The organism is Rhizobium acaciae, assembly GCF_025941625.1.
Classification (GTDB): Bacteria; Pseudomonadota; Alphaproteobacteria; order Rhizobiales; family Rhizobiaceae; genus Rhizobium; species Rhizobium acaciae.
Window position 1 is genome coordinate 140,082 of record NZ_JAPCZO010000010.1, and the last position, 21,415, is coordinate 161,496.

A 21,415-nucleotide genomic window follows, 5' to 3' on the forward strand; every position below is an offset into this window, starting at 1 on the left:
GGAGTTTTTAAGAGGTCGGAGCGGTGTTCTGCCCGAATGGACGATTTGTCAATCGCAATGAAGCGCCGTCACCGGATTGTGCGATGCCTCGGCCCGCCTCGCACAGCTTCTAAAGCGCGTCGCAATCTTTCAGATTCGCTTGCCACGCTTTAGGTCTTTGGTTTTTCGCATGTCGTTATCGCAAAACCGCGGCACACTTTTGCGCGACGTGCTTTAGCGCGGCTCCCTGAAGATGCTGAGATAGCCAGGATCGAATTCGGCGATTTCCTGCAGGCGTTCCCAGTCGACGATGGTGATCGTCCGGTTCTCCCAGGTGAACACGCCCTCGCGCCTCAGCGCCTGCAATGTCTTGTTGAGGTGGACGACGGAAACGCCGAGCACGTCGGCCATCTCGATCTGCGTCAAAGGAAACTGGAAGCTTGCGCCGCGCGTCCGTTTCACCACCTGCAGCCGCACGAAGAGTTCGCAGACGAGATGGGCGATATGGGCGCGCTTGGAGCGCCGGCCCATGGCGACGATCCACTCGCGGTGAATGGCGCCATCGACCAGCGTATCGAGCCAGAGCAGCCGCGTCAGATGCGGCATGCGCTCGGTGATCGCCTTGAGATCGGCGTGATCGGCGAACGCAACGTGACAGGACGACAGCGCGACGATGCCGTGATCCATCTTTTTGATCGGGAAAGCATGCAGATCGACGAAATCGCCGGCGACATGCAGCGCGGTGATCTGGCGGCTGCCATCGGCCATCACCTTATAGCGCGCCGCAAAACCATTGAGCAGCAGTGTGCTGTAGCCCGGTCGGCTCCCTTCGGAGACCAGATCCTCCCCGGCAGCAAAATACCTGTCTTTGACGATGATCGCTCTGAGATGGCTTTCCTCTTCGGCCGACAGCACATCGCGGCTGCCAAGATTGAGCAGCAAGGATTCAATCACGGTCTTGCCCGCCGATAGCGCAAGAGTTCCTGATCATTTCGATGCGACCTGTATTTTCTATAAGAATCAATGCCTACAGCCTTTCCTGGTCAGATTGCAGCATTCTGCCGGAGCAGGTTTTCGTCAGGGCAGAGGCGATTGGCGAAGGGCATACCCCTTGGTACGTCCGAGCCGATCGCCTCTGATCCTGGCGTAAAGATGCCCGGCCCTTCGGGTTGGCTGAAACGGGCCGGCTGCTCGACCGGCCGGCTTGGCCGTAGAGCCGGGCTACGACGCGCGCCGGCCGGTCGATCATCCGACTCCGTTTGAGCCAACAGAATGCTGTAATCTGACCAGGAAAGGCTCTAGCCTCGGGAACAATTGTCTTCATCTGTGATTTCTCCTATGACGCGCAGGAAAAAACATGGCTCGCTACTATTTCGATCTACACAACGGCGAAGGTCCCACGCGCGACGAGCACGGCACCGAGCTCAAATCTCGTGAAGACATTCCGAAAGAGCTGACCCGCATCCTGTTGGATGTGGCCCGCGACGAATTGCCGGCGGGTGATCGCATGACCATCGCCATCACCGTTCGCGACGAAAGCGGCGATCCGGTCACGGTTGCCAGCCTCATCTTCAGCAATGAATGGCTCGACGTCTTACGATAGCGGCTGCCGTTTAAGGGCTGCCGGCGGTCACTCCTACGCATCAATTCGACTCGGTCGATTGGCGCGACGCTAAGACCCGCCTTCATAGCCGGCAATTAAATTTGACATAGTCTTTTGATTGCTTTGGGCGCGATCGACAGCCATTCACAGGGCCGGCAACCTTATCGGCTATTTCGCGATTTCTTCAAGAATGAGCCGGATTTCCGCAAGCGGCTTACGGCTTTCATCGAACAGTTCCACCGACATCATATTCAAAGGTGCAGCCGGCAAGCCTTCTGTGGCCATCTCCGCCAATACCCGCCGCGCCTCCGCTTTCGCTGCTTCGACGGATTCAAAATCATATGCCGTCTCGGTCGTCCCGGCACCATCACGATCGAAAAGTTGAAAGTAGAATTTCGGCACGACACATCCCCCGCTAGATGACCCTAACGGTCCGGCGGACAACATGTTCCGCGGGAAAGTGTTTCAGTGTCACGTGCCGCGTCAGAAGGCGCCGGCTTCCGGAGAGGCCATTTCCTCGATGCCGTCGACGCGGTCGGGATAGAAGGCGAGATGATCCTTGATGCTGCTGACCGCGGCATTCGGCGCCTCGTAGGTCCAGACGGCATTCTTCGAGCGCTCGCCGCCCGGAATGATGCTGTAATAGGAGGCGTCACCCTTATAGGGGCAATGGCTGCTATGGTCGGTGCGCTGAAGCAGCGACATGTCCACATCCCTGCGCGGAATATATTGCACCGGCGGATAGGAGGCCTCGCACAGCGTCAGCGCATCGCGCGTATCGGCAATCGTCTTGCCGCCGAGCATGACGACGACGCGGGAGGGATTGTGCTCGACGGTGATCGGATGATCCGGCCCCGGAATCTTGAACGACTTATCTGACATCGGGTTCGTCTCCAGAAGCTATCGATCGCATAGAGATAGGGCGGGCATGCGGCCAACCCAAGGCCCGGAACACCACCTTTGCTGAAGTCTCGCTCCCTTAGAATTCGAAACGCGGCGATACCGGACTTAGCATTGCCGTTTTCGGCGTCGCCGGCCAGTGACGTGCAAGCGCATCCGCAACTGCTTCGACCAGCCTGGCGATGTCGTCGCCGGCGGAAGCGTGCAGGGCCTCGGCAACGATCAGCACCGAGCGCGTCGTCGCCCGCACCGCCGAAAGCCCGCTCTGCCGGTTCGTCCAGCGCCGCGCATGCGCCCTGTCCTCACTGTCTGCAAAGATCACCTCGTTCGCCTCCGGATGTTCGCTCTCTCCACCAAAGGTCAGATAGGTCTCGTCACCCTTGGCTCGCCGGACTTCGAGATCGCCAGCGATCTTTTCCGTGTCGAAGACGGCGATCGGAATGGCGAAGGCGAGCGAAATCGCATTGCAGAGATCGATGAGCGGATGCAAGCGCGGCAGCGCATGTTCCTGGCGGAAGCGGCGCAGCAGCGCCTCGGAAGCGCAGCGATATTGCGTCGGCTTCAGCCCCATACGGGAAAAGCCACGCCGCCAGGCCTGGATTTCGGGGAATTCGCCCTCCTGCGCTTTAACCAGCCGGGCCTCGGCGATCGCGCTGAAGCTTACGATCGCCGCTTCGACATCGGCATCCGCATGGATGCCGTCGGCATGGAGCGCGCCGGCGCGAAGCTCCGGAAAGGCCTGCCACATGGCATCGGAATGGCTGAACTGCATGGTCTATCTCCCTCCGGCAAGTTTCACGGTACGGCTCCCGGCAAAGGCAAGCCCGAGCACGGCCGCAAGCACGCAGGCGATGCCGGCGATCTGGCTGAGCCCGACCGGCTCGCCAAGGATGACGAAGGCAAGCATGACGGCGGAAACCGGCGCCAGCGCGGTGAAGAGCGCGGCCTCCGTGCCGCTCACCCTTTCTGCCCCCGCATACCACAGCAGAAATCCGCCGACGGTCGGCACCAGCGCATAATAGACGACGGCGGCGACAGCGCTTGTGGAAATACCATGTGCCAAAGGCGCTTCGAAAATGGCCGGGATGGCGGCGACGATGAAACCGATGCCGGCCATCAGCGTCGACAGGGCAAGCGGCGCAACCTCCGTCTTCAGTCTTTTGTTCAGCAGGATGAACAACCCCTCGCAGACGACGGCCAGGAAGATCAAGGCATTGCCAGTCAATGATCCGCCTGCCGCATCCGGCGTGAAGGCGATCGACAGCACGCCTGCTGTCGCAAGCGCCACCGCGAGAAGCAGGGCACGCTGCGGCCGTTCGCGAAGCAGCAGGATGGAGATTGCGGCCGAAACCACCGGCAGCGTGCCGATGATGACGCCGGCATCGGCCGCCGAGGTCAGGCTCAGGCCGGAGATCAGCAGCGTCGTATAACCGACGCTGCCGGCCCCGGCCTGAATGATGAGGATGAGGCGGTCATGCAGGGAAAACCTCGGCAGCCGCGCGCCGGTCGCCCACATCAACAGGAGAAGGACAGGAAAGGCGATGGCGAAGCGCAATGCGGTGGCGCTGAACGGCGGCAGACCCGACGCGATGAGTTTGCTGGCGACGACAGTGCTTCCGACAGTCAGCATGGCCAGCGCCAGATAGACATAACCTTGAACCTGCCTCGACATTCAGCGTCTCCTGTTGGATGCGCCGAGAAAACAGCAGGAGCCGGTCGGGGTCTTGAACGAAATTGCAGGCGCTCAGAGAAAGGCGCCGGCATAGAGGCGCGGCGACAGACCGTATTTGCGCACGAAGACCCGCGTCATGTGGCTCTGGTCGGCAAAGCCGCTGGCAAAGGCCGCTTCCGCAAGCGGCATGCCCTGAGCAATCAGCCGCCGTGCGATATGGATGCGGGCCTGGACGAGATAGGCATGCGGCGTCAATCCGGTCGCCTTGGCAAAACCGCGCAACACCTGGAAGCGGCTGAGCCCGCTTTCCCGGGAAAGGTCGGCGAGCGAGACGGCGGCAAGCGGATCGTCATCGATCAGATCTCGGGCCGCGCGGATCGACGCCGGCACCAATGGCCGCTCTTCGGTAGCAAAGCGCTCGCGCATGACATCGGCGACGAGTTGCAGAAGCAGTTCGTCGCAGAGCAGCCCCTCCGCCGCCCCACCGCCGGTCACCGCGCCGAACAGCGTTTCGAAGCGGGCGGCGATGGCGGGATTGCGGATGACCGGATGCGGGATTTCCGATCGCCTCCCCCCGCCTTCGCTGATCTCCTGCGACAGGCCGCTGACGATGCCGGGATCGAAATAGAGGATGCGCCACGACCGCCCCTCGCCGATCGGCGCCCCATCATGCACCTCGTTCGGATTGACCGTGATGATGTCGCCGGCCTCAGCCTTCACCATGCCGCGACCACTGAGCGAAGACTGCGCACCGGCGGAAATCAAGCCAATGCCGAACTGCTCATGCGTATGCCGCGCAAAGCTGTGATGCGTTTCCGCCTCCACCGCTTCGACGCCTGATAGCGCCGAGCGCAACATCCTGAACTGGTTTTTCGCCATTATCTGCCTGCAGGTCCGATCCCGGCCACTTCTGCCAGCCGCCGTGAGATGACGCAATCATTGCGGCTGGGATGCCTGCCTAGAAGAACTCGTCGAGCAGCTCATAATAATCGAGCCTTGCCGGATCCGTGGCCGGCATGCCGTAGCGATCAAGGAAGGGCTGCACCAGCGCCTCGCCGAAATTGTAGGCGATGCTGCGGCAGGCGAGCGCGATATCCTGACAGCGGTCAGCGACGCCGAGACGGCTGCAGTCGATATAGCCGGAGAACCCGTCTTCCAAAGCGATGAAATTCGGCAGGCAGGCATCACCATGGGTAACAACGAGATCCTCGCGGTCCGGCCTCCCGCTTTCGAGATTGGCAAAAAGCGCCTCGGCACTCTTTCCAAGCCGCGTCTCATCGAAATCGGTTTCGTCGATGATGCCGGCCTGCATCCGTACTTTCGCCGCCGCAATACGCATCTCCAGCCGGTGATCGAAGGGGCAGGACGCGATCGGCAGGCGATGCAGGTCAAGAAGCGCCGTAGCCAGCAGTTCAACCCGCGCAAGCGGCGTCAGCACTGATGCACTGGCGAGATCACCCCCGGGCAGCGCGCTGATCAGCAACCGGTTGCGCACACCATCGCTATCCTCTGCAATGATATCGGGACAGGGCAGACCGGAAGCCTTGACCCAGCGAAGCCTGAGGGCTTCGTCGGCGAGTTCGCCAAAAGGACCGACCTCTTCGACCTTCAGATAAAGCGTCGGCAATCCGAGAGCTTCCAACCGGAAGACGCTCGCGGCGGAACGGCCGAGCGCATCGCGTTCGAACCGGTAACCGGCCAGACGGGCATCAAGCGCGCTCGCCGACCCCGGTTGATCCTCTTGGAAAATCGACATGATATCTAGGCCATTGATGCTGGCGCATAATCCCGACAAGGCGGGACAACATAAGTGGCGCGATCGGTCAGCACACATTGGCTGACTGAACAGGCCCCTGCGACCTCAATGAACGGTTTCGGCGGGCGCGGCTTCGAGAAGGATTTCGAAAGCCTCTTCCAGAGCGGCCACCAGAATGTCGGTCAGCTCATCGCCCTTGTTTTTCAGGAACAGCGCACTGACGGCTTCGTCCTGATGCTCAAATAAACGCTCGATCTCGTTCGACATATCATTGTCCTCTTCTTCACCGGATCATCACGGCCATGGGAAGAAGCTAGGTAGGGTTGCTTGCGCGTGGCTGTTGCCGGTGAGACGCAATCCAGGATCACGAGGACTAGTCACGAATTTCATATTTCGCATACTGACTACGGGGGATCAATCCACCAACTTCGTGGGCAAATGACACGACTTTCGTCGCTTCCTCATCCACCTCGCAGCGGAAACGAACCTGGTACCAGCCCTTGAATGTGCCAAAGGCGGCATCTCTTACATCAAGGATGGTACCGGTTCGCAATCCAAAACTAGGCAATGCGGACGGGAAATAAGGCGGTGAACCGTGAACGAGTTGGCCCTGAAGCTCGGTGGTGCAAAGCGTGGCCACTCGCTCTTTGCGCGGAAGACCACTGACCGCAGTTTGCGCAAACAAACTGCCATCTTCCGTCCGTGAAAACAGAGTTTTTGCCTTGGGCAGATCGTCCTTAGCTATCACTTTCGGTTTCTCAGCCGTCTGCTGCTCCCGCGCCTTGGCCTCCTCGATGCTTGTATTGGCTTCGCCAGAGACGTCTGTCGGTGGCCCATTTCGCTCTGGGGAAACGTCAGTCGTCGCGACCTCAGGAAGCTTCACGTCGTCCGGCACAGGTTTCGACGGAGGCTCCTCAGTTTTTGGTTTTTCTGCAGCAGTCTTTGTCGGCATCTGCGCCGGTTCGGCATCGTGCTGCGGCGGAGTTGTTGCGGGTTTGGTTTCGCCCTGAGGAGAATTTCCCGCCAACGACTTTTCGGGGCCGCTATTCCTGTCGCCAAATTCGATGACAGGGCTCAGAGTCGGCATAGGTCTCGGCTTAGCTTGCTCGGGAGTCTTGCTGGCCGGCGGAGGCGGCGGAGGAGGTGGTGGCGGCGTAGGCGGCTCCTTCTTAGCCTCTTCCGGCGGCTTCGGCTCCGGTGGCTTGGGCTTAGGCTCCGGCTTCTTCTCCTCCGGCGGCGGGACGAGTTCCACCTTCACGCTCTCGTCTTCGGGAGGTTTCAGCTCGATCTTCGGCAGCCCGAAAATGAGAAGAGCAATGATAGGAATATGCACAACAACCGACACGACAACGCCCCAGCGGATTTCAGGCCGCTGCTTTCCCGTTTCGTGCTGCGCTTCCGCCGGTTCTACGTCTTCTTCTGTCACAGCAGCGATGTGGCCTCTAAAGCCGGCAGCATCAAGCCACAAAAGAAAAAAACCGCGTGATCGAGCAGTAGTGAGGGTTATTGGTCGGCCGCGCCATCGTCGGCCACCAGATTGCGCTCCTGCCATTCATCTTGCGGAATGGCACCGCCGACGAGGAAGGCGAAGGACACGACCTTGCCGGAGCCGGCATCGAGCTCACATTTGAACTGGATGTTGTACCATTTGCGTTTGCTGCGGAAGGCGCCGCCCTTCACCTCGACACTGTTGCCACTGACCTTCTCCGCCGCCATGGCATAGGGCGCAAGCGTATCGGGCGCCATGGCCGGCTGCGCCCGGCGCACCTGCTCCAGCGCCTCGAGGTCACAAAGCTGCAGATTGCGCTCGCTGCTCGCAAGGCCACGCAGCGCCTCGCGGGCGCGGCGGCTGCGCGGATCGGCAAGAACCTTGTCGGAAAACAGCTGCCTTGCCTCGACGAATTCCGCCGGCTTTGGCATCGGTGCCGCGGAGGGCATTGCCGCAGCAGGCGGATTATTTGCAACCGGCGCCGCCGGCTCGGCTTCGGGTTTTGCCGCCTCGGGCTTTGCCTCATCCGGCAAAGGCGCCTTGACAGGCTCGGGCATTTTCAGCGATTCCACAGCCTGCGGGACGATCTCCACCGACAGACCGTCATCCGGTAATGTCAACGGCGGCTCGGCCTTCGGCAGCAGCAGCAGAAGGAGCAGGATCGCGATGGCATGCAGCGCGAACGACGCCGCAGCGCCCCGCTGGATCCCGTCATCCCATTTGCCCGCCGCCAGCTCCATCGGTCAGGAAGCGGCTGTCGGACGATCGATGACGATCGTGAAACTGAGGAGCGCTTTCATCATGAGCTTGCCGAAAAGTCGGGCCGGAGCCTGCCGCGGAAATTGAAGCACACCGCGACACTGCCAGCGCAGCGAGTACTCCGCAACATCTAAGATCGACGATCTCCGGCCCTAGAGCCTTTCCGGGTTAGATTGAAGCATTCTGCCGGAGCAGGTTTTCGTCAGGGCAGAGGCGATTGGCGAAGGGCATACCTCTTGGTACGTCCGAGCCGATCGCCTTTGATCCTGGCGCAAAGATGCCCGGCCCACCGGCCGCACCGCTTCGCCATGGCGAAGCGATAGGTGCGCCCGGCGATTCTGAGTCTTGCAAATTTGCCAGGCAAATCTGCGGGAAGGTTGGCTGAAACGGGCCGGCTGATCGGCCGGCCGGCTTGGCCGTAGAGCTGGGCTACGACGCGCGCCGGCCGGTCGACCATCCGACTCCGTTTGAGCCAACAGAATGCTTCAATCTAACCCGGAAAGGCTCTAGCTACCCGAGCGAGCCGATGAGATCCCGATAGGCGGCCTCCGGGAATGCCTTCAGCGTCTCAGTGCGGACATTGCCGCCCATCGCCAGCGAAAGGGTAAAATGCGCCATGACGGCGTCATCAGGCGCCTCGCAGACGGCGACCATGTCATGCCCGCCCATCGTCAGGTAGAATTGGTTGATGGAGCCTCCGACGCTGGTGAGCAATTTCTTCGCGGCATCGAGCCGTTTTGCCGAGTCGCGCACATTGCGGATACCCTGATCCGTCCAGTTGATCAAAAGAATGTAAGTGGTCATGTCGCACCTCCCCAGAGCATGATGCCGAAAAGTCTCAGCGGTTTTCGGACAACGTCATGCTCTATTGCTTTGATGTGGATCCGGATTCAGATTTCAGGCCCGTCAGGCCTGAAATTATCCGGATCTAGCGGAGGATTGGTTCACGCAGGCATACGTCGACCCTTGGTCGCGCGTTGCGATCGATGCCTTCCCCCGTGGCCGGATTATAGGCTTGTCACCACGGAGGGACAAGAAAGGCGCCGGGATCATTGGTATTAATCACGAAAAACAAAAGCCGGGCATAAAGCCCGGCTTTTCCAATAGAACCGTGTGGCCGAAGCCTTAGCTGTCGAGGAAGCTTCTCAGCTTTCTGGAGCGGCTCGGATGCTTCAGCTTGCGCAGCGCCTTCGCCTCGATCTGGCGGATACGTTCGCGGGTGACCGAGAACTGCTGGCCGACTTCTTCGAGCGTGTGGTCGGTGTTCATGCCGATGCCGAAGCGCATGCGCAGAACACGTTCTTCGCGCGGCGTCAGCGAGGCGAGAACGCGGGTCGTCGTCTCGCGCAGATTCGCCTGGATGGCGGCGTCGATCGGCAGCAGCGCGTTCTTGTCCTCGATGAAATCGCCGAGATGCGAATCCTCTTCGTCACCCACCGGGGTTTCGAGCGAGATCGGCTCCTTGGCGATCTTCAGGACCTTGCGGACCTTTTCGAGCGGCATGGCCAGCTTTTCGGCCAGCTCTTCCGGCGTCGGCTCGCGGCCAATCTCGTGCAGCATCTGGCGCGACGTGCGGACGATCTTGTTGATCGTCTCGATCATGTGCACCGGAATGCGGATCGTGCGGGCCTGGTCGGCGATCGAACGGGTGATCGCCTGACGAATCCACCATGTCGCATAGGTCGAGAACTTGTAGCCGCGGCGGTATTCGAACTTGTCGACCGCTTTCATCAGGCCGATATTGCCTTCCTGAATGAGGTCGAGGAACTGCAGGCCGCGGTTCGTGTACTTCTTGGCGATGGAGATGACCAGGCGAAGGTTCGCTTCGACCATTTCCTTCTTGGCGATGCGCGCTTCGCGCTCGCCCTTCTGCACCATATGCACGATGCGGCGGAATTCCGAGATCGAGATACCGGTTTCGGTCGCCAGATTCTGGATTTCCTGGCGGATGTCGCGGATCGTCGTGTTTTCGCCCCTGGCGAATTCCTTCCAGCCGCGGGCGGCCAGATTGCCGATCGACTTCATCCAGTTCGGATCGAGCTCAGCGCCCTGATACTGCTCCAGGAAGGAGTCGCGCTTGACGCCGTAGGATTCGGCCAGACGCAGCAGGCGGCCCTCGTTGGAAACGAGGCGCTTGTTGATGTCGTAGAGCTGCTCGACGAGGGCGTCGATGCGGTTCTGGTTCAAGGACAGAGATTTGACGGCCTTGATGAGCTCATCTTTGAGTTCCTTGTAGCGGCGCTCCTGGGCAGTGGACAGTGTGCCGGAAGCCGACAGCCGCTGCTCGACCTGCTGGTCCTGCAGCTTACGCAGCTTCTTGTAGGTCTCGGCGATCGTATCGAGCGTCTCCATCACCTGCGGGCGAAGCTCGGCTTCCATCGCCGCGAGCGAAAGGTTGGATTCGTCCTCGTCCTCTTCCTCCTCCTCGGGAGGCAGGCCTTCGCCGCCGACATCGGTGATGTCGTCGTCGCCGGAGCGGGCGCGACGGGTCTTTTCCTTCTCTTCTGCCAGCTTGCGATCGGCTTCGATCTTCTCCGGGCTCTGGAACTGCGGCGCAGCCTTGGCTTCAGGGCCGGAATAGGTCGTTTCGAGATCGATGATCTCGCGCAGCAGCGTCGTGCCTTCGTTAAGTTCGTCGCGCCAGATGATCAGCGCCTGGAAGGTCAGCGGGCTCTCGCAGAGACCCGCGATCATCGTCTCACGGCCGGCCTCGATGCGCTTGGCGATCGCGATTTCGCCCTCGCGGGAAAGCAGCTCCACCGAGCCCATCTCGCGCAGGTACATGCGAACCGGATCGTCGGTACGGTCGGTCGGTTCTTTTTTCTTGGCAGTCGCCAGCGCCGTGCCGCTCGAAGGCGCGAGTTCGCCGCCTTCGCTCTCCTCGTCGCCGCCGGCGTCGTCGTCATCGCTGCTGCCGGAAGCGCCGGCTTCCTCGGCTTCCTCGTCCTCGATGACGTTGATGCCCATGTCGGACAGCATCGACATCGTGTCTTCGATCTGCTCGGACGTCACTTCTTCGGACGGCAGGACCGCGTTGAGCTCGTCCATGGTCACATAGCCGCGCTTCTTGGCGGCTTTGATCATCTTCTTGACCGCGTCGTCGGAAAGATCGAGAAGAGGGCCGTCGCTTGCGCCGTCGCGTTCGACTTCCGCTTCTTCGTTCTCTTTGACCTTGGTTGCCATTTATATCGTCGCCTTCCTGACGCTATCCAATCTCGCTACGGTGAACGGGTTGTCTCAGGGCCTGACGCGCCGCACGCGCCGCCCTCGAATCACCTTTGCCCACCTAACGGGATGACATTTAAAGCCTGATTAACCACGATCACCGGCACCGGACAGCAAAGCTTTCTTGCTTTTGGATTTCCGGCCATGGTTGCGCGATCCGCCTTGACCCAGTTCACCATTCAACAAGTCGAACGGTGATTCCCACATTTTTTGTTCTCGTCAAGCTTTTCCCGAAAAAAAGCCCACAAAAATACGGAAAAAGCCTTATCCACAGGCTTTGAACCGCGGCAGCGATTGCGAACCTTATTTAAGATGCGGCGAACAAAAGACAAGGGCAGCAAATATTTTGCCCGCCGCGCGGTCTTATACGCAGGATTTTCTACCGGTTTTGCTGTCGGGCCGGCGGCATACTGCCAGCCGGCACGACCATTCACCGTTCTCACATCCAGTCCATCACGACCTTGCCGGAATTGCCCGACCGCATCGCCTCGAAGCCGTCGCGAAAATCGTCGATACCGATCCGGTGGGTGATGATGGGCGCCAGATCGAGGCCGCCCTGGACGAAGGCGATCATCTTGTACCAGGTCTCGAACATCTCGCGGCCGTAGATGCCCTTGAGATTGAGCATCTTGAAGATCACCTTGTTCCAGTCGATCTCGAAACCAGCAGGCGCGATGCCGAGGATGGCAATCTTGCCGCCATTGTTCATCTTGTCGATCATGTCGCGGAAGGCAGGTGCGGCCCCCGACATTTCGAGCCCGACGTCGAAACCCTCCGTCATGCCGATCGCCTTCATGACGTCGGCAAGGTTTTCCTTCGATGCGTCGACGACGTGATCGATGCCGAGCTTGCGCGCCAGCTCCAGCCGGTGCGGATTGATATCGGTGATGACGACCTTGCGGGCGCCGGATCGCTTGGCGACGAGCGCGCCCATGATGCCGATCGGCCCGGCGCCGGTGACGAGCACGTCCTCGCCGACGAGATCGAAGGAGAGCGCGGTGTGCACGGCATTGCCGAACGGATCGAAGATCGCGGCGATCTCGTCGGAAATATCATCCGGGATCGGCACGACATTGCTTTCGGGAATGCAGACGAATTCGCCGAAGGAGCCCGGGCGGTTGACGCCGACACCGAGCGTGTTGCGGCAGAGATGGCCCCTGCCCGCGCGGCAGTTGCGGCACTTGCCGCAAACGATATGCCCCTCGCCGGAAACCCGCTCGCCGATATGATAGCGGGTGACCGCCGAGCCGATCTCGGCGATCTCGCCGGAGAATTCATGGCCGACCACCATCGGAACCGGAATGGTCTTCTGCGCCCACTGATCCCAGTTCCAGATATGGACGTCGGTGCCGCAGATCGCCGATTTCTTCACCCGGATCAGCACATCGTTCGGCCCGACCTCAGGCACCGGCACATTCTCCATCCAGAGCCCGACTTCCGGTTTCGCTTTGACCAGCGCCTTCATCATGTTCGACATCAACGATATCCCGCCCTTGTTCTGGTGCCCGACTTTGCGACTCCCTCTTCTCCCCGTCGGGGAGAAGGTGCCCGTAGGGCGGATGAGGGGGCGGCCGGGCACACCATATAAACCTTACCTTGTTCCTCGCTTGCCGCTCGAAGCGTCGCTTCGCTCCTCCCCCATCTGTCCTGAGGGACATCTTCTCCCCGCCAGGGAGAAGAGGAGGATGGCAACGCTGTTCTCAAATCACACCCAGTTCCCGCCCTGCCTCGGCAAAGGCCGCAATTGCCCGCTCCACATCCGCCCGCGAATGCGCCGCCGACATTTGCGTGCGGATGCGGGCCTGGCCTTTCGGCACAACGGGGAAGGAGAAGCCGATCACATAGATCCCCTTCTTCAGCATCAGGCCAGCCATATCCTGGGCGAGCTTGGCATCGCCAAGCATGACGGGAATGATCGGATGGCCTTCGCCGGCAAGCGTGAAGCCGAGCTTGGTCATTTCGGTGCGGAACAGATCGGCATTGTCGGAAAGGCGCTTGCGCAAGGCATCGCCATTTTCGATGAGGTCGAACACCTTGAGCGAGGCAGCGGCGATGACGGGCGCCAGCGTGTTCGAGAACAGATAGGGCCGCGAGCGCTGCCGCAGCCATTCGACGACTTCCGCCTTCGCGGAGGTATAACCGCCCGAGGCGCCGCCGAGCGCCTTGCCGAGCGTGCCGGTAATGATGTCGATCCGGCTCTCGACGCCGCAATGTTCGGCGGAGCCGCGGCCATTCTTGCCGACGAAGCCGACGGCATGGCTGTCATCGACCATGACCATCGCCCCGTATTTCTCGGCGAGATCGCAAACGCCGCCGAGATTGGCGATGATGCCGTCCATCGAGAAGACGCCGTCAGTGGCGACCATCTTGAAGCGGCTGCCTTCGGCCTTTTTCAGCTCCTCTTCGAGCGCTGCCATGTCGTTATTGGCGTAGCGGAAGCGCTTGGCCTTCGAAAGCCTGACGCCGTCGATGATCGAGGCATGGTTCAGCGCGTCCGAGATGATCGCGTCCTCTTCCGACAGCAGCGTTTCGAAGAGACCGCCATTGGCGTCGAAGCAGGAGGAATAGAGGATCGTGTCTTCCATGCCGAGGAAGGAGGAGATGCGCGCTTCGAGCTGCTTGTGCTCCTCCTGCGTGCCGCAGATGAAGCGCACCGAAGCCATGCCGTAGCCGTAACGGTCGAGCGCCTGCTTGCCGGCCTCAGCCAACTCCTCGTTGTCGGCAAGGCCGAGATAGTTGTTGGCGCAGAAATTCAGCACCCGTTCGCCGGTGGAAATCTCGATCTCGCCCGCCTGCTTGGAGCTGATGACGCGCTCGGATTTGTAGAGGCCGGCATCCTTCAGCGCTGAGATCTCGTTGCTGAGATGGGAGAGAAATTGCGAGGTCATGGACGGCCTTTCCCAGAGATTTCCCTACAGCGCCGCGCGTCTTATCAGACGCGCAAAGGACGCTGTTACACTTTTAATCTGCGCATCGTGCTTTCCAAAAATCGATTCCGATTTTCGGGCCGATGCGCTACCGCCGGGTTAGCATATTGCCGCCGGCTTGTCTTCTCAGCGCTGGACCGCAATCAGCAGGAACATCGGCCGGTCCATCTCCTCCGCCCAATCCGGATTGTCGTGGAGCTCATCTTCGTTCGGGCTCCACTCCTCGACATGGCGAATGGCAAAACCGGTCGCGATCAAGGTGTTGAGCGTGGTGGCGAGCTTGCGGTGCTGCTTGACCACACCCTTGGCGAGCCAGTCGGTGGTGCGCGGACCTTCGACGGAATAGCGGTCGAGTGGCCAGATGCGCCGGCCCTCTGCATCGGCTGCCCAGGCGGGATTGGTCGGCGCCATGAAGATCGGATGCTCGATGGTGAAGACGAAATGCGATCCCGGCAAAAGCGCGCAATAGACGGTCGCGGCGAGACCGGCGAAATCCTCGATATAATGCAGCGCCAGCGAGCTGTAGGCGAAATCGAAAGAAGCTTGAGCAAGCGTGAGATGCTCGAGATCGGCGATCTCGTAAGTGATCGCTGCTTCAGCTGTATCGGCCCTTGCTCTGGCGAGCATCTTTTCCGAGATGTCGAGCGCAAGCACGCTTGCAGCACCCTGGCTCACGGCAAAACGCGAAAACCAGCCGAAGCCGCAGCCGAGATCGACGACGCGCTTGCCGGCAAGATCGGGCAGCAACGCGCGCACCGCCGGCCACTCCGATGCTCCGTCGAGCCCGTGAACGGATCGTCTCATACCGGTATATCCAGCGAAGAATTCCGGTCGGTCGTAGATATTCTGGGCCATCGGCGCTCCTCCGTACTGCATAATTCCCTTAAATCGGCATCGATTTCAGGAGAAAATTATGCAGCAATTCAAAGTGCTACAGCGTCCTTTGCGCGTCTGAAAAAGACGCGCGGCGCTGTAAAGGCAAGCATCTACCATGCCTCCTCGCCCGATCTCAAGGATCAGACGGGTCCGCTCAGCCGTTGTCCTGCGCCAGGATGATCTCCAGGAAGGCATCGCCGTAACGCTCGAGCTTCGCCTGCCCGACGCCTGATATGGCGAGCAATTCCTTGCGGCTGCGAGGCCGCTCCGTGGCGAAGGCGATCAGCGTCGTATCGGGAAAAACGACATAGGGAGGCACGCCGAGCGATTTGGCGATCGCCATGCGCTCGGCCCTGAGCGCCTCGAAGAGACTGCCGTCTGCGCCTGATAGTCCCGATTTGCGCTCGCTGCGCTCAGCCTTCTTCGCGCGCCGTTCCGAGGTCGGCCGGTCCTTGCGGAAGAACACCTGCCGCTCGTGTTTGAAGACGGCGCGCGCCTCCGGCTCGAGCTTCAGCGCCCCGAAGGCCTCGTGGTCGACGCGGATCAACCCCATGGCAAGCAACTGGCGGAAGACCGACTGCCAGACGCGCGCCGGAATATCCTTGCCGGCCCCGAAGACCGGCATTTCGGCATGGCCGAAACGTTCGGTCTTTTCGTTGACGTTGCCGAGGAGCACGTCGACGACATGGCCAGCGCCGAAACGCTCGCCGGTGCGGTAGACGGCGGCAAGCGCCTTGATCGCCGCCTCCGTGCCCTCCCAGGTCTCGACCGGCTTCAGGCAGGTGTCGCAATTGCCGCATTGTCCGGCATGCGCCTCGCCGAAATGGGCAAGGATTGCCTGGCGACGGCAGGAGGCGGTCTCGCAGATCGCCAGCAACGCGTTGAGCTTGGCGCGTTCGACCCGTTTGATCTCCGCGGCAGCATTGCCCTCGTCGATCATCCGGCCGCGCTGGATGACGTCGGCCATGCCATAGGCCATCCAGACATCGGACGGCAGTCCGTCGCGGCCGGCGCGCCCTGTCTCCTGATAATAGGCTTCCACCGAACCCGGCAGATCGAGATGGGCGACATAACGCACGTTCGGTTTGTCGATGCCCATGCCGAAGGCGACGGTGGCGACCAGGCAAAGATTCTCTTCTTTCAGGAAGGCATCCTGATTGGCGTCACGAATCGCCCTGTCCATGCCTGCATGATAGGCACGGGCGCGGATGCCCTGCCCGTTCAGCCATTCGGCCGTATCTTCGACCTTGGCGCGCGACAGGCAGTAGACGATGCCGCTGTCGCTCTTGTGGCCGGACAGGAACCGCAACAGCTGCTGGCGCGGCTGGTCGCGCTCGACGATCTCGTAGGCAATATTCGGTCGGTCGAAACTGGTGGTAAAGATCTCGGCAGTATCGAGCCCCAGCCGCTCGATCATGTCGTCGCGCGTATGCGGATCGGCCGTCGCCGTCAGCGCCACACGCGGCACACCCGGAAACTGCTCGCCGAGCCGCCCGAGTTCGCGATATTCCGGCCGGAAATCATGGCCCCATTGCGAGACGCAATGGGCCTCGTCGATGGCAAAGAGCGCAATTTTCTCGTTGGCGATCAGCTCGCGGAAACCATCGGTCAGAATACGCTCGGGCGTGACGTAGAGAAGGTCGAGCTGGCCCGCCGAAAGCGCGCGGCGAACCTCGACGAACTCCTCGCGCGACAGCGACGAGTTGAGCGCGGCTGCCCGGATGCCGAGCTGCTTCATCGCCTCCACCTGATCGCGCATCAGCGCGATCAGCGGCGAAACGACGATACCGACGCCGTCGCGGCAGAGCGCCGGGATCTGGAAGCACAGCGACTTGCCGGCGCCTGTGGGAAAGAGCACGACTGCATCGCCGCCGGAAACCACATGCTCGACCACCTGCTGCTGCTTGCCGCGGAAGGAGGAATAGCCGTAGACCTGCTTGAGGATATCGAGCGGCGAGCGGCCGGAAGAAAACAGCACGCCGGAAGCAGAAAAGCCCGGTTCGTTTCGTTCGGTCAGCGACATCAGTGGTTCGCCGCCCCTTTGACGCGGCCGGAAAGCACGCCGAAGCCATCGATGATGGCCTCCTGGTTCTCAAGGCGCACCCCTTCGAAATGCACTTCCTGCTGTGCTCGCATCAGCTGAACGATCGCCTCGCCGTCGCCGGCTTCGGTTGCCAGCGCGATCTCGCGCTCGAGCTCGATCTTCTGCCGGCGCAGCGCCTTCGCCCGCTTGTGGGAGGCCAGCGCCTGGCGGTATCCCTCACGTGCATCTTCCATCGCCGCCTCCTCGGTCGCGATCCACAGCCGGGCATTGCGCACCTGCTGGTCGAGGCTCTTGATGAGCGGGCCGAAGCCTTCGAATTCCAGCCTTTCAGTCAGATATTCGCGCGTCAGATGCGGGCCGGCGACGGAAGCCGCTGCTCCCAGCATCGCCGACCAGAGCCGCTGCAGCTCGCGGCTGTCATATTCGATCGCGGCGATTTCGTCATAATCGTCGATCATCAGCGAGGGGTGATTGACGACGGTCAGCGCCAGCACGCATTCGCGCAGCGCCGTATTGTTCTGGTGGCCGCGCACGGGACCCGAGCGGACGAGCCTTTCCGAAATGACGCTGGGGCTTTTCGGCCCGGCCTTGCCCCCATTGTCGCGGCCCGTCCGGTAATTGCCATTGCCGTTGAAGCCGCCGCGGCGATCGCCATTGTTGCGGTTCTGGAACTGCGGTTGGAAGAAGGCGTTCAACCGATCGCGAATATCCTGCTGGTAGTGACGGCGGACATTCTCGTCGGCGATGACGGCGACCAGTTGCTTCAGCCGCGCCTCGAGCTCGGCGCGCGCCTCGGGCGTGTCGAACTTGCCGGTGTTGACCTCCCGGCTCCACAGCATCTCGGAAAGCGGCTTTGCCTGGCTCATCACCTTGTCGAAAGGCGCGCGCCCGTCATCGCGCACCAGATCGTCGGGATCCTTGCCATCGGGCAGAAGCGCGAAGCGAACGGAACGGCCGGGCTTCAGATGCGGCAGCGCCAGTTCGGCGGCGCGATTGGCGGCGCGGATGCCGGCGCCGTCGCCGTCGAAGCAGAGCACCGGCTGCGGCACCATCTTCCAGAGCAGCTCGAGCTGGTTTTCGGTGAGCGCCGTGCCGAGTGGCGCGACGGCATTCTCGATGCCCGCCTGATGCAGCGCGATCACGTCCATATAGCCTTCGACGGCGATGATGGTGCCGGTCGCATTGTCGTCCTGAGAATCGCCGCGGCCCGGCCCCTGGATCGCGCGCCGCGCACGGGCGAAATTGTAAAGGACATTGCCCTTGTGGAAGAGCTCCGTCTCGTTGGAGTTCAGATATTTCGCCGGCGCGTCAGCCGACATGGCGCGGCCGCCGAAGGCGATCACCTTTTCCCGCGACGAAAGGATCGGGAACATGATGCGGTCCCGGAAACGATCGTAGGAAACCGGCACATTTTCATGGACGACCAGACCGCAGGCCTCGATCTGTTCCTTGAGTACGCCCTTGCCGGCGAGGAATTCCTTGAGCGCATTGCGGCTGTCGGGCGCAAAGCCAAGACGGAAGGTCTCGATGGTGCGCCCCGTCAATCCGCGGTCGCGCAGATAGGCGCGCGCCCTCGCCCCATTTGCCGTCTGCAGCTGATCCTGGAAAAATTGTGTGGCCATTTCCATGACGTCGATCAGCGAGCCGCGCTCCTTCTCGCGCTTCTCCATCACAGGATCGGCAAGCGGCATCGACACGCCGGCCATATCGGCGATCTGCTGTACCGCCTCGGGGAAACTCAGACCTTCAAGTTCTGTCAGGAAACGGAAATGGTCGCCGGTCACCCCGCAGCCGAAGCAGTGGTAGCGGCCCTTTCGGTCCTCGCAATGGAAGCTCGGCGATTTCTCGCCGTGGAACGGGCAGCAGGCCCAGTAGTCGCCGCGCGACACGTTGGTCTTGCGCTTGTCCCAGCTGACGCGGCGCGCAATCACGTTCGAAATCGGAACGCGGTCGCGAATATCATCGAGAAAGGTGTTGGAAAAGCGCATTTATACCTCTTGGCCAGCTCCCATATAAGCTGCTTTTCCGCTCCATGCCACGAAACTTGTCATGAAAACCCGCTATTCACAGGCTATGCGGCCGTCGTCGGCGGCTCCGGTTATCCAATCAACAACGCGTTATCGCCCCCTGCGACAGGGTGCGACATTATTGTCCCTTCGGAGCAGGAATTCCGCCGTCAGAAAAGCTTCCACGAGAGCGTGGACCTCCAACAAAGTTGAGAAAAAATCTTTTGGAAACAAGGGATTATCCCTCATATGCTTGCGCCTCATCATCATCCGCGCCACCTCACGAGAGCCCGCTTCGGCGCCTCCCAAACCGCCGATTCCGGCAATTATTATTTTTTTGTAATTTGAATAAGCCGCCGCACCGCAATAGGTTCGATCTCAACAAAGCGATCCCCGAGCGAAGCACCATCCCTACCCCCGGCGCCGCTTCGCAAGGGTGCCTTTGCAAATACCCTCCGGCTTGGGCTTCGGCCCTGCGTGCCGGTGGACGCAAAGAGCAAGAAGGCAGGAGCGCCCCCAGCTCCTGCCTTCTTAAATTTTTGGCTCTCCCTGCGACAACTCTCCCTTTGAAATTAACCGCTTATCGATAAAACCGTTGACAGGCGGCGCCTGCATGAAAGATGTATGCGCCGAACTCCCTGGACCTCTCCAAATGGCTTTTACCGCGGACAATCTTGCAGCAGACGATCGCTTTCTCGCTGCGATCCTGCATTGCGCCGATCAGATGCTCGCCATCTATCGCGAGAGCCCGCGCATCGCCTCGATCTTCGCCGCGCAGCAGCGCTGGCTGATGGCCCATGCCGGCTTCGCGCTTCATTACGGTTATTCCGACGACGGGAAGAGCGGCGGCCTCTATTCCGGCCGCTTCATCGATTTCGCGGTCAGGAACAATATCGCCAGCCGCAACACAGCCGCGGCCTTCATGCAGGAAATGCTGGCCTATCGCTTCCTGCGGCCGGTTCCCGGCCCCGACAGGCGCACGCGCTACCTGGAGCCCACCGAAATCGCCGAGCAGCATTTCACCCGATGGCTCGTCGCCCATATGATGATCCTCGACAGCCTCGACGGCGGAGAGCGCGCCGATAAGATTGCCGCCGCCCCCTCGGCGATGATGGCAGCGATCCAGCCGTTGATTGCAAGGGCGATCATTGGAAGCGAAGCGGTACGCAATCCGGGCGCCACCTTCAACCTCTTCAACTGGGCGAATTCCGGCGGGCTGGTGATGGACTACCTGATCTCGCGCCTTCCCGAATTTCCAAGGACGGCCGACCGCGTCGTTCTCGGCCCTCTGTCGCTCAGGGAAATCCGCGAACAGTTCATGATCTCCAACACCCATCTGAAGCGGCTTCTGATGCAGGCAGCGACCATGGGGAGCATCGGCTGGACGCAACCCTCCCGCAAGGGCGACTTCTGGCTGTCGGCCCATTTCATCCGCGAATATTGGAATTATCAGGCGGCGAAATTCGCCATCATCGATGCCGCCGCCGAAGCGGCGCTCGGACCTGCGGTCCGTGACGAACCGCAGGCAAGGCAAGTTATCTGAGGCTTATCCGTTCAACAGTTCCTTGACGGTCGCCGACGCCTTGGCGAAATCCATCTGGCCGGCATAACGCTCCTTCAGCGCCGCCATCACCTTGCCCATGTCCTTGGCGCCCGCGGCACCCGTTTCAGTGATGATCGCCGAGACATTGGCGCGCACTTCGCTGTCTGAAAGCTGCTCCGGCATGAAATCCTGGATGACGATGATTTCGGCACGCTCCTTGGCCGCAAGCTCCGGCCGGGAATTCTCCTCGTAGATCTTTGCCGATTCGTCACGCTGCTTCACCATTTTTGCGAGGATCTGCAGGATCTCATCGTCGCTCGCCTGCTCCTTGCCGGTGCCGCGATTGGCGATATCGCGGTCCTTGACCGCGGCCTGAATCAGCCGGACGGTGGAAAGCCGCTCCGCATTCTTGGCCTTCATCGCCTCTTTCAGCTGGGTGGCGAGTTGATCGCGCAGCATGGTCTTCACTCCTGTTTTGATGCCGCTTCATAAACCACGCTGATGTGGCGGATCAAATAAATTGCGCGGTCAGCGCGATAAAGCGCAGGAAAACGGCCGCGATCTCGGCTACAAAGATTGACGCTAAGCGATTGCGTGGCTATTTACCGCCACCTGCACCAAAATTCGTGATCAGGC

At 60.9% G+C, this 21,415-nt stretch carries 21 protein-coding genes; 2 read left to right on the plus strand and 19 right to left on the minus strand.

From position 1 onward, the window contains the following. Nucleotides 1-213: 213 nt before the first annotated feature. On the minus strand, nt 214-933 hold the full coding sequence (locus OLZ32_RS17470; RefSeq protein WP_264421876.1) for a Crp/Fnr family transcriptional regulator: 720 nt from the start codon (nt 931-933) through the stop codon (nt 214-216). Between the two features lie 403 nt (nt 934-1,336). On the opposite strand from OLZ32_RS17470, the gene OLZ32_RS17475 reads away from it, so the two are divergent. Continuing rightward, entirely contained in the window at nt 1,337-1,582 is a 246-nt protein-coding gene (locus OLZ32_RS17475) for a DUF6894 family protein (protein ID WP_264421877.1), read from the plus strand. 168 nt (nt 1,583-1,750) lie between these two features. Here OLZ32_RS17475 and OLZ32_RS17480 read toward each other — a convergent pair whose 3' ends face one another. The 17 genes from OLZ32_RS17480 to dnaG form a co-directional block, all read right to left on the minus strand. Next, a complete protein-coding gene (locus tag OLZ32_RS17480) occupies nt 1,751-1,984 on the minus strand; it encodes a DUF6894 family protein (protein WP_003541588.1) in 234 nt (77 codons plus the stop codon). Nucleotides 1,985-2,065: 81 nt separating this feature from the next. Then, complete coding sequence (locus tag OLZ32_RS17485) at nt 2,066-2,464, minus strand: DUF427 domain-containing protein (RefSeq protein WP_264421878.1); 399 nt, start codon at nt 2,462-2,464, stop codon at nt 2,066-2,068. 97 nt (nt 2,465-2,561) lie between these two features. Continuing rightward, a complete protein-coding gene (locus OLZ32_RS17490) occupies nt 2,562-3,254 on the minus strand; it encodes a B3/B4 domain-containing protein (RefSeq protein ID WP_264421879.1) in 693 nt (230 codons plus the stop codon). A gap of 3 nt (nt 3,255-3,257) precedes the next feature. Beyond that, a complete protein-coding gene (locus tag OLZ32_RS17495; protein ID WP_264421880.1) occupies nt 3,258-4,154 on the minus strand; it encodes a DMT family transporter in 897 nt (298 codons plus the stop codon). Nucleotides 4,155-4,226: 72 nt separating this feature from the next. Next, nucleotides 4,227-5,033 (minus strand): helix-turn-helix transcriptional regulator, encoded by an 807-nt coding sequence (locus OLZ32_RS17500; protein WP_264421882.1) that lies wholly within the window; start codon nt 5,031-5,033, stop codon nt 4,227-4,229. Between the two features lie 79 nt (nt 5,034-5,112). Then, nucleotides 5,113-5,910, minus strand: coding sequence for an APH(3') family aminoglycoside O-phosphotransferase (locus OLZ32_RS17505; protein WP_264421884.1), 798 nt, complete (start codon nt 5,908-5,910; stop codon nt 5,113-5,115). A 105-nt stretch (nt 5,911-6,015) separates the two neighbouring features. Continuing rightward, complete coding sequence (locus OLZ32_RS17510; RefSeq protein WP_264421887.1) at nt 6,016-6,177, minus strand: hypothetical protein; 162 nt, start codon at nt 6,175-6,177, stop codon at nt 6,016-6,018. Between the two features lie 106 nt (nt 6,178-6,283). After that, nucleotides 6,284-7,378: a DUF930 domain-containing protein gene (locus OLZ32_RS17515; protein ID WP_264421889.1), complete on the minus strand. Its 1,095-nt coding sequence runs from the start codon at nt 7,376-7,378 to the stop codon at nt 6,284-6,286. A 35-nt stretch (nt 7,379-7,413) separates the two neighbouring features. Next, complete coding sequence (locus OLZ32_RS17520) at nt 7,414-8,139, minus strand: DUF930 domain-containing protein (RefSeq protein WP_264421891.1); 726 nt, start codon at nt 8,137-8,139, stop codon at nt 7,414-7,416. Between the two features lie 529 nt (nt 8,140-8,668). Next, on the minus strand, nt 8,669-8,962 hold the full coding sequence (locus OLZ32_RS17525; RefSeq protein WP_003541605.1) for a GYD domain-containing protein: 294 nt from the start codon (nt 8,960-8,962) through the stop codon (nt 8,669-8,671). 321 nt (nt 8,963-9,283) lie between these two features. After that, the gene (rpoD, locus tag OLZ32_RS17530; protein ID WP_003541606.1) at nt 9,284-11,341 is read right to left on the minus strand and encodes an RNA polymerase sigma factor RpoD; all 2,058 of its coding nucleotides are present in this window, start codon (nt 11,339-11,341) and stop codon (nt 9,284-9,286) included. Between the two features lie 221 nt (nt 11,342-11,562). Next, entirely contained in the window at nt 11,563-11,817 is a 255-nt protein-coding gene (locus OLZ32_RS17535) for a hypothetical protein (RefSeq protein WP_264400030.1), read from the minus strand. Nucleotides 11,818-11,822: 5 nt separating this feature from the next. Continuing rightward, a complete protein-coding gene (gene tdh, locus OLZ32_RS17540; RefSeq protein ID WP_003541611.1) occupies nt 11,823-12,860 on the minus strand; it encodes an L-threonine 3-dehydrogenase in 1,038 nt (345 codons plus the stop codon). A gap of 223 nt (nt 12,861-13,083) precedes the next feature. Beyond that, entirely contained in the window at nt 13,084-14,271 is a 1,188-nt protein-coding gene (locus tag OLZ32_RS17545; RefSeq protein WP_264421893.1) for a glycine C-acetyltransferase, read from the minus strand. A 165-nt stretch (nt 14,272-14,436) separates the two neighbouring features. After that, nucleotides 14,437-15,165 carry a class I SAM-dependent methyltransferase gene (locus tag OLZ32_RS17550; protein ID WP_264421895.1) on the minus strand — a complete coding sequence of 243 codons (729 nt, stop codon included), beginning with the start codon at nt 15,163-15,165 and terminating at the stop codon, nt 14,437-14,439. Between the two features lie 175 nt (nt 15,166-15,340). Continuing rightward, nucleotides 15,341-17,209, minus strand: coding sequence for a DNA helicase RecQ (gene recQ / locus OLZ32_RS17555; RefSeq protein WP_264421898.1), 1,869 nt, complete (start codon nt 17,207-17,209; stop codon nt 15,341-15,343). After that, complete coding sequence (gene dnaG / locus OLZ32_RS17560) at nt 17,209-19,218, minus strand: DNA primase (RefSeq protein WP_003541618.1); 2,010 nt, start codon at nt 19,216-19,218, stop codon at nt 17,209-17,211. Before dnaG ends, recQ begins: the two co-directional genes overlap by 1 nt. Before the next feature lie 670 nt (nt 19,219-19,888). On the opposite strand from dnaG, the gene OLZ32_RS17565 reads away from it, so the two are divergent. Further along, nucleotides 19,889-20,779 carry a hypothetical protein gene (locus OLZ32_RS17565; protein WP_264421900.1) on the plus strand — a complete coding sequence of 297 codons (891 nt, stop codon included), beginning with the start codon at nt 19,889-19,891 and terminating at the stop codon, nt 20,777-20,779. A 3-nt stretch (nt 20,780-20,782) separates the two neighbouring features. Here the strand turns inward: OLZ32_RS17565 and OLZ32_RS17570 are convergent, their stop codons facing one another. Next, nucleotides 20,783-21,238, minus strand: coding sequence for a GatB/YqeY domain-containing protein (locus OLZ32_RS17570; protein WP_264421902.1), 456 nt, complete (start codon nt 21,236-21,238; stop codon nt 20,783-20,785). Nucleotides 21,239-21,415 lie beyond the last annotated feature (177 nt).

Coding starts and splice junctions, on each gene's coding strand:
- rpoD (WP_003541606.1), bottom strand. CDS start 11,341: ATGGCAACCAAGGTCAAAGAGAACGAAGAAGCGGAAGTCGAACGCGAC.
- dnaG (WP_003541618.1), bottom strand. CDS start 19,218: ATGCGCTTTTCCAACACCTTTCTCGATGATATTCGCGACCGCGTTCCG.
- OLZ32_RS17570 (WP_264421902.1), bottom strand. CDS start 21,238: ATGCTGCGCGATCAACTCGCCACCCAGCTGAAAGAGGCGATGAAGGCC.
- OLZ32_RS17550 (WP_264421895.1), bottom strand. CDS start 15,165: ATGGCCCAGAATATCTACGACCGACCGGAATTCTTCGCTGGATATACC.
- OLZ32_RS17510 (WP_264421887.1), bottom strand. CDS start 6,177: ATGTCGAACGAGATCGAGCGTTTATTTGAGCATCAGGACGAAGCCGTC.
- recQ (WP_264421898.1), bottom strand. CDS start 17,209: ATGTCGCTGACCGAACGAAACGAACCGGGCTTTTCTGCTTCCGGCGTG.
- OLZ32_RS17520 (WP_264421891.1), bottom strand. CDS start 8,139: ATGGAGCTGGCGGCGGGCAAATGGGATGACGGGATCCAGCGGGGCGCT.
- OLZ32_RS17525 (WP_003541605.1), bottom strand. CDS start 8,962: ATGACCACTTACATTCTTTTGATCAACTGGACGGATCAGGGTATCCGC.
- OLZ32_RS17500 (WP_264421882.1), bottom strand. CDS start 5,033: ATGGCGAAAAACCAGTTCAGGATGTTGCGCTCGGCGCTATCAGGCGTC.
- OLZ32_RS17565 (WP_264421900.1), top strand. CDS start 19,889: ATGGCTTTTACCGCGGACAATCTTGCAGCAGACGATCGCTTTCTCGCT.
- tdh (WP_003541611.1), bottom strand. CDS start 12,860: ATGTCGAACATGATGAAGGCGCTGGTCAAAGCGAAACCGGAAGTCGGG.
- OLZ32_RS17490 (WP_264421879.1), bottom strand. CDS start 3,254: ATGCAGTTCAGCCATTCCGATGCCATGTGGCAGGCCTTTCCGGAGCTT.
- OLZ32_RS17485 (WP_264421878.1), bottom strand. CDS start 2,464: ATGTCAGATAAGTCGTTCAAGATTCCGGGGCCGGATCATCCGATCACC.
- OLZ32_RS17495 (WP_264421880.1), bottom strand. CDS start 4,154: ATGTCGAGGCAGGTTCAAGGTTATGTCTATCTGGCGCTGGCCATGCTG.
- OLZ32_RS17475 (WP_264421877.1), top strand. CDS start 1,337: ATGGCTCGCTACTATTTCGATCTACACAACGGCGAAGGTCCCACGCGC.
- OLZ32_RS17545 (WP_264421893.1), bottom strand. CDS start 14,271: ATGACCTCGCAATTTCTCTCCCATCTCAGCAACGAGATCTCAGCGCTG.
- OLZ32_RS17505 (WP_264421884.1), bottom strand. CDS start 5,910: ATGTCGATTTTCCAAGAGGATCAACCGGGGTCGGCGAGCGCGCTTGAT.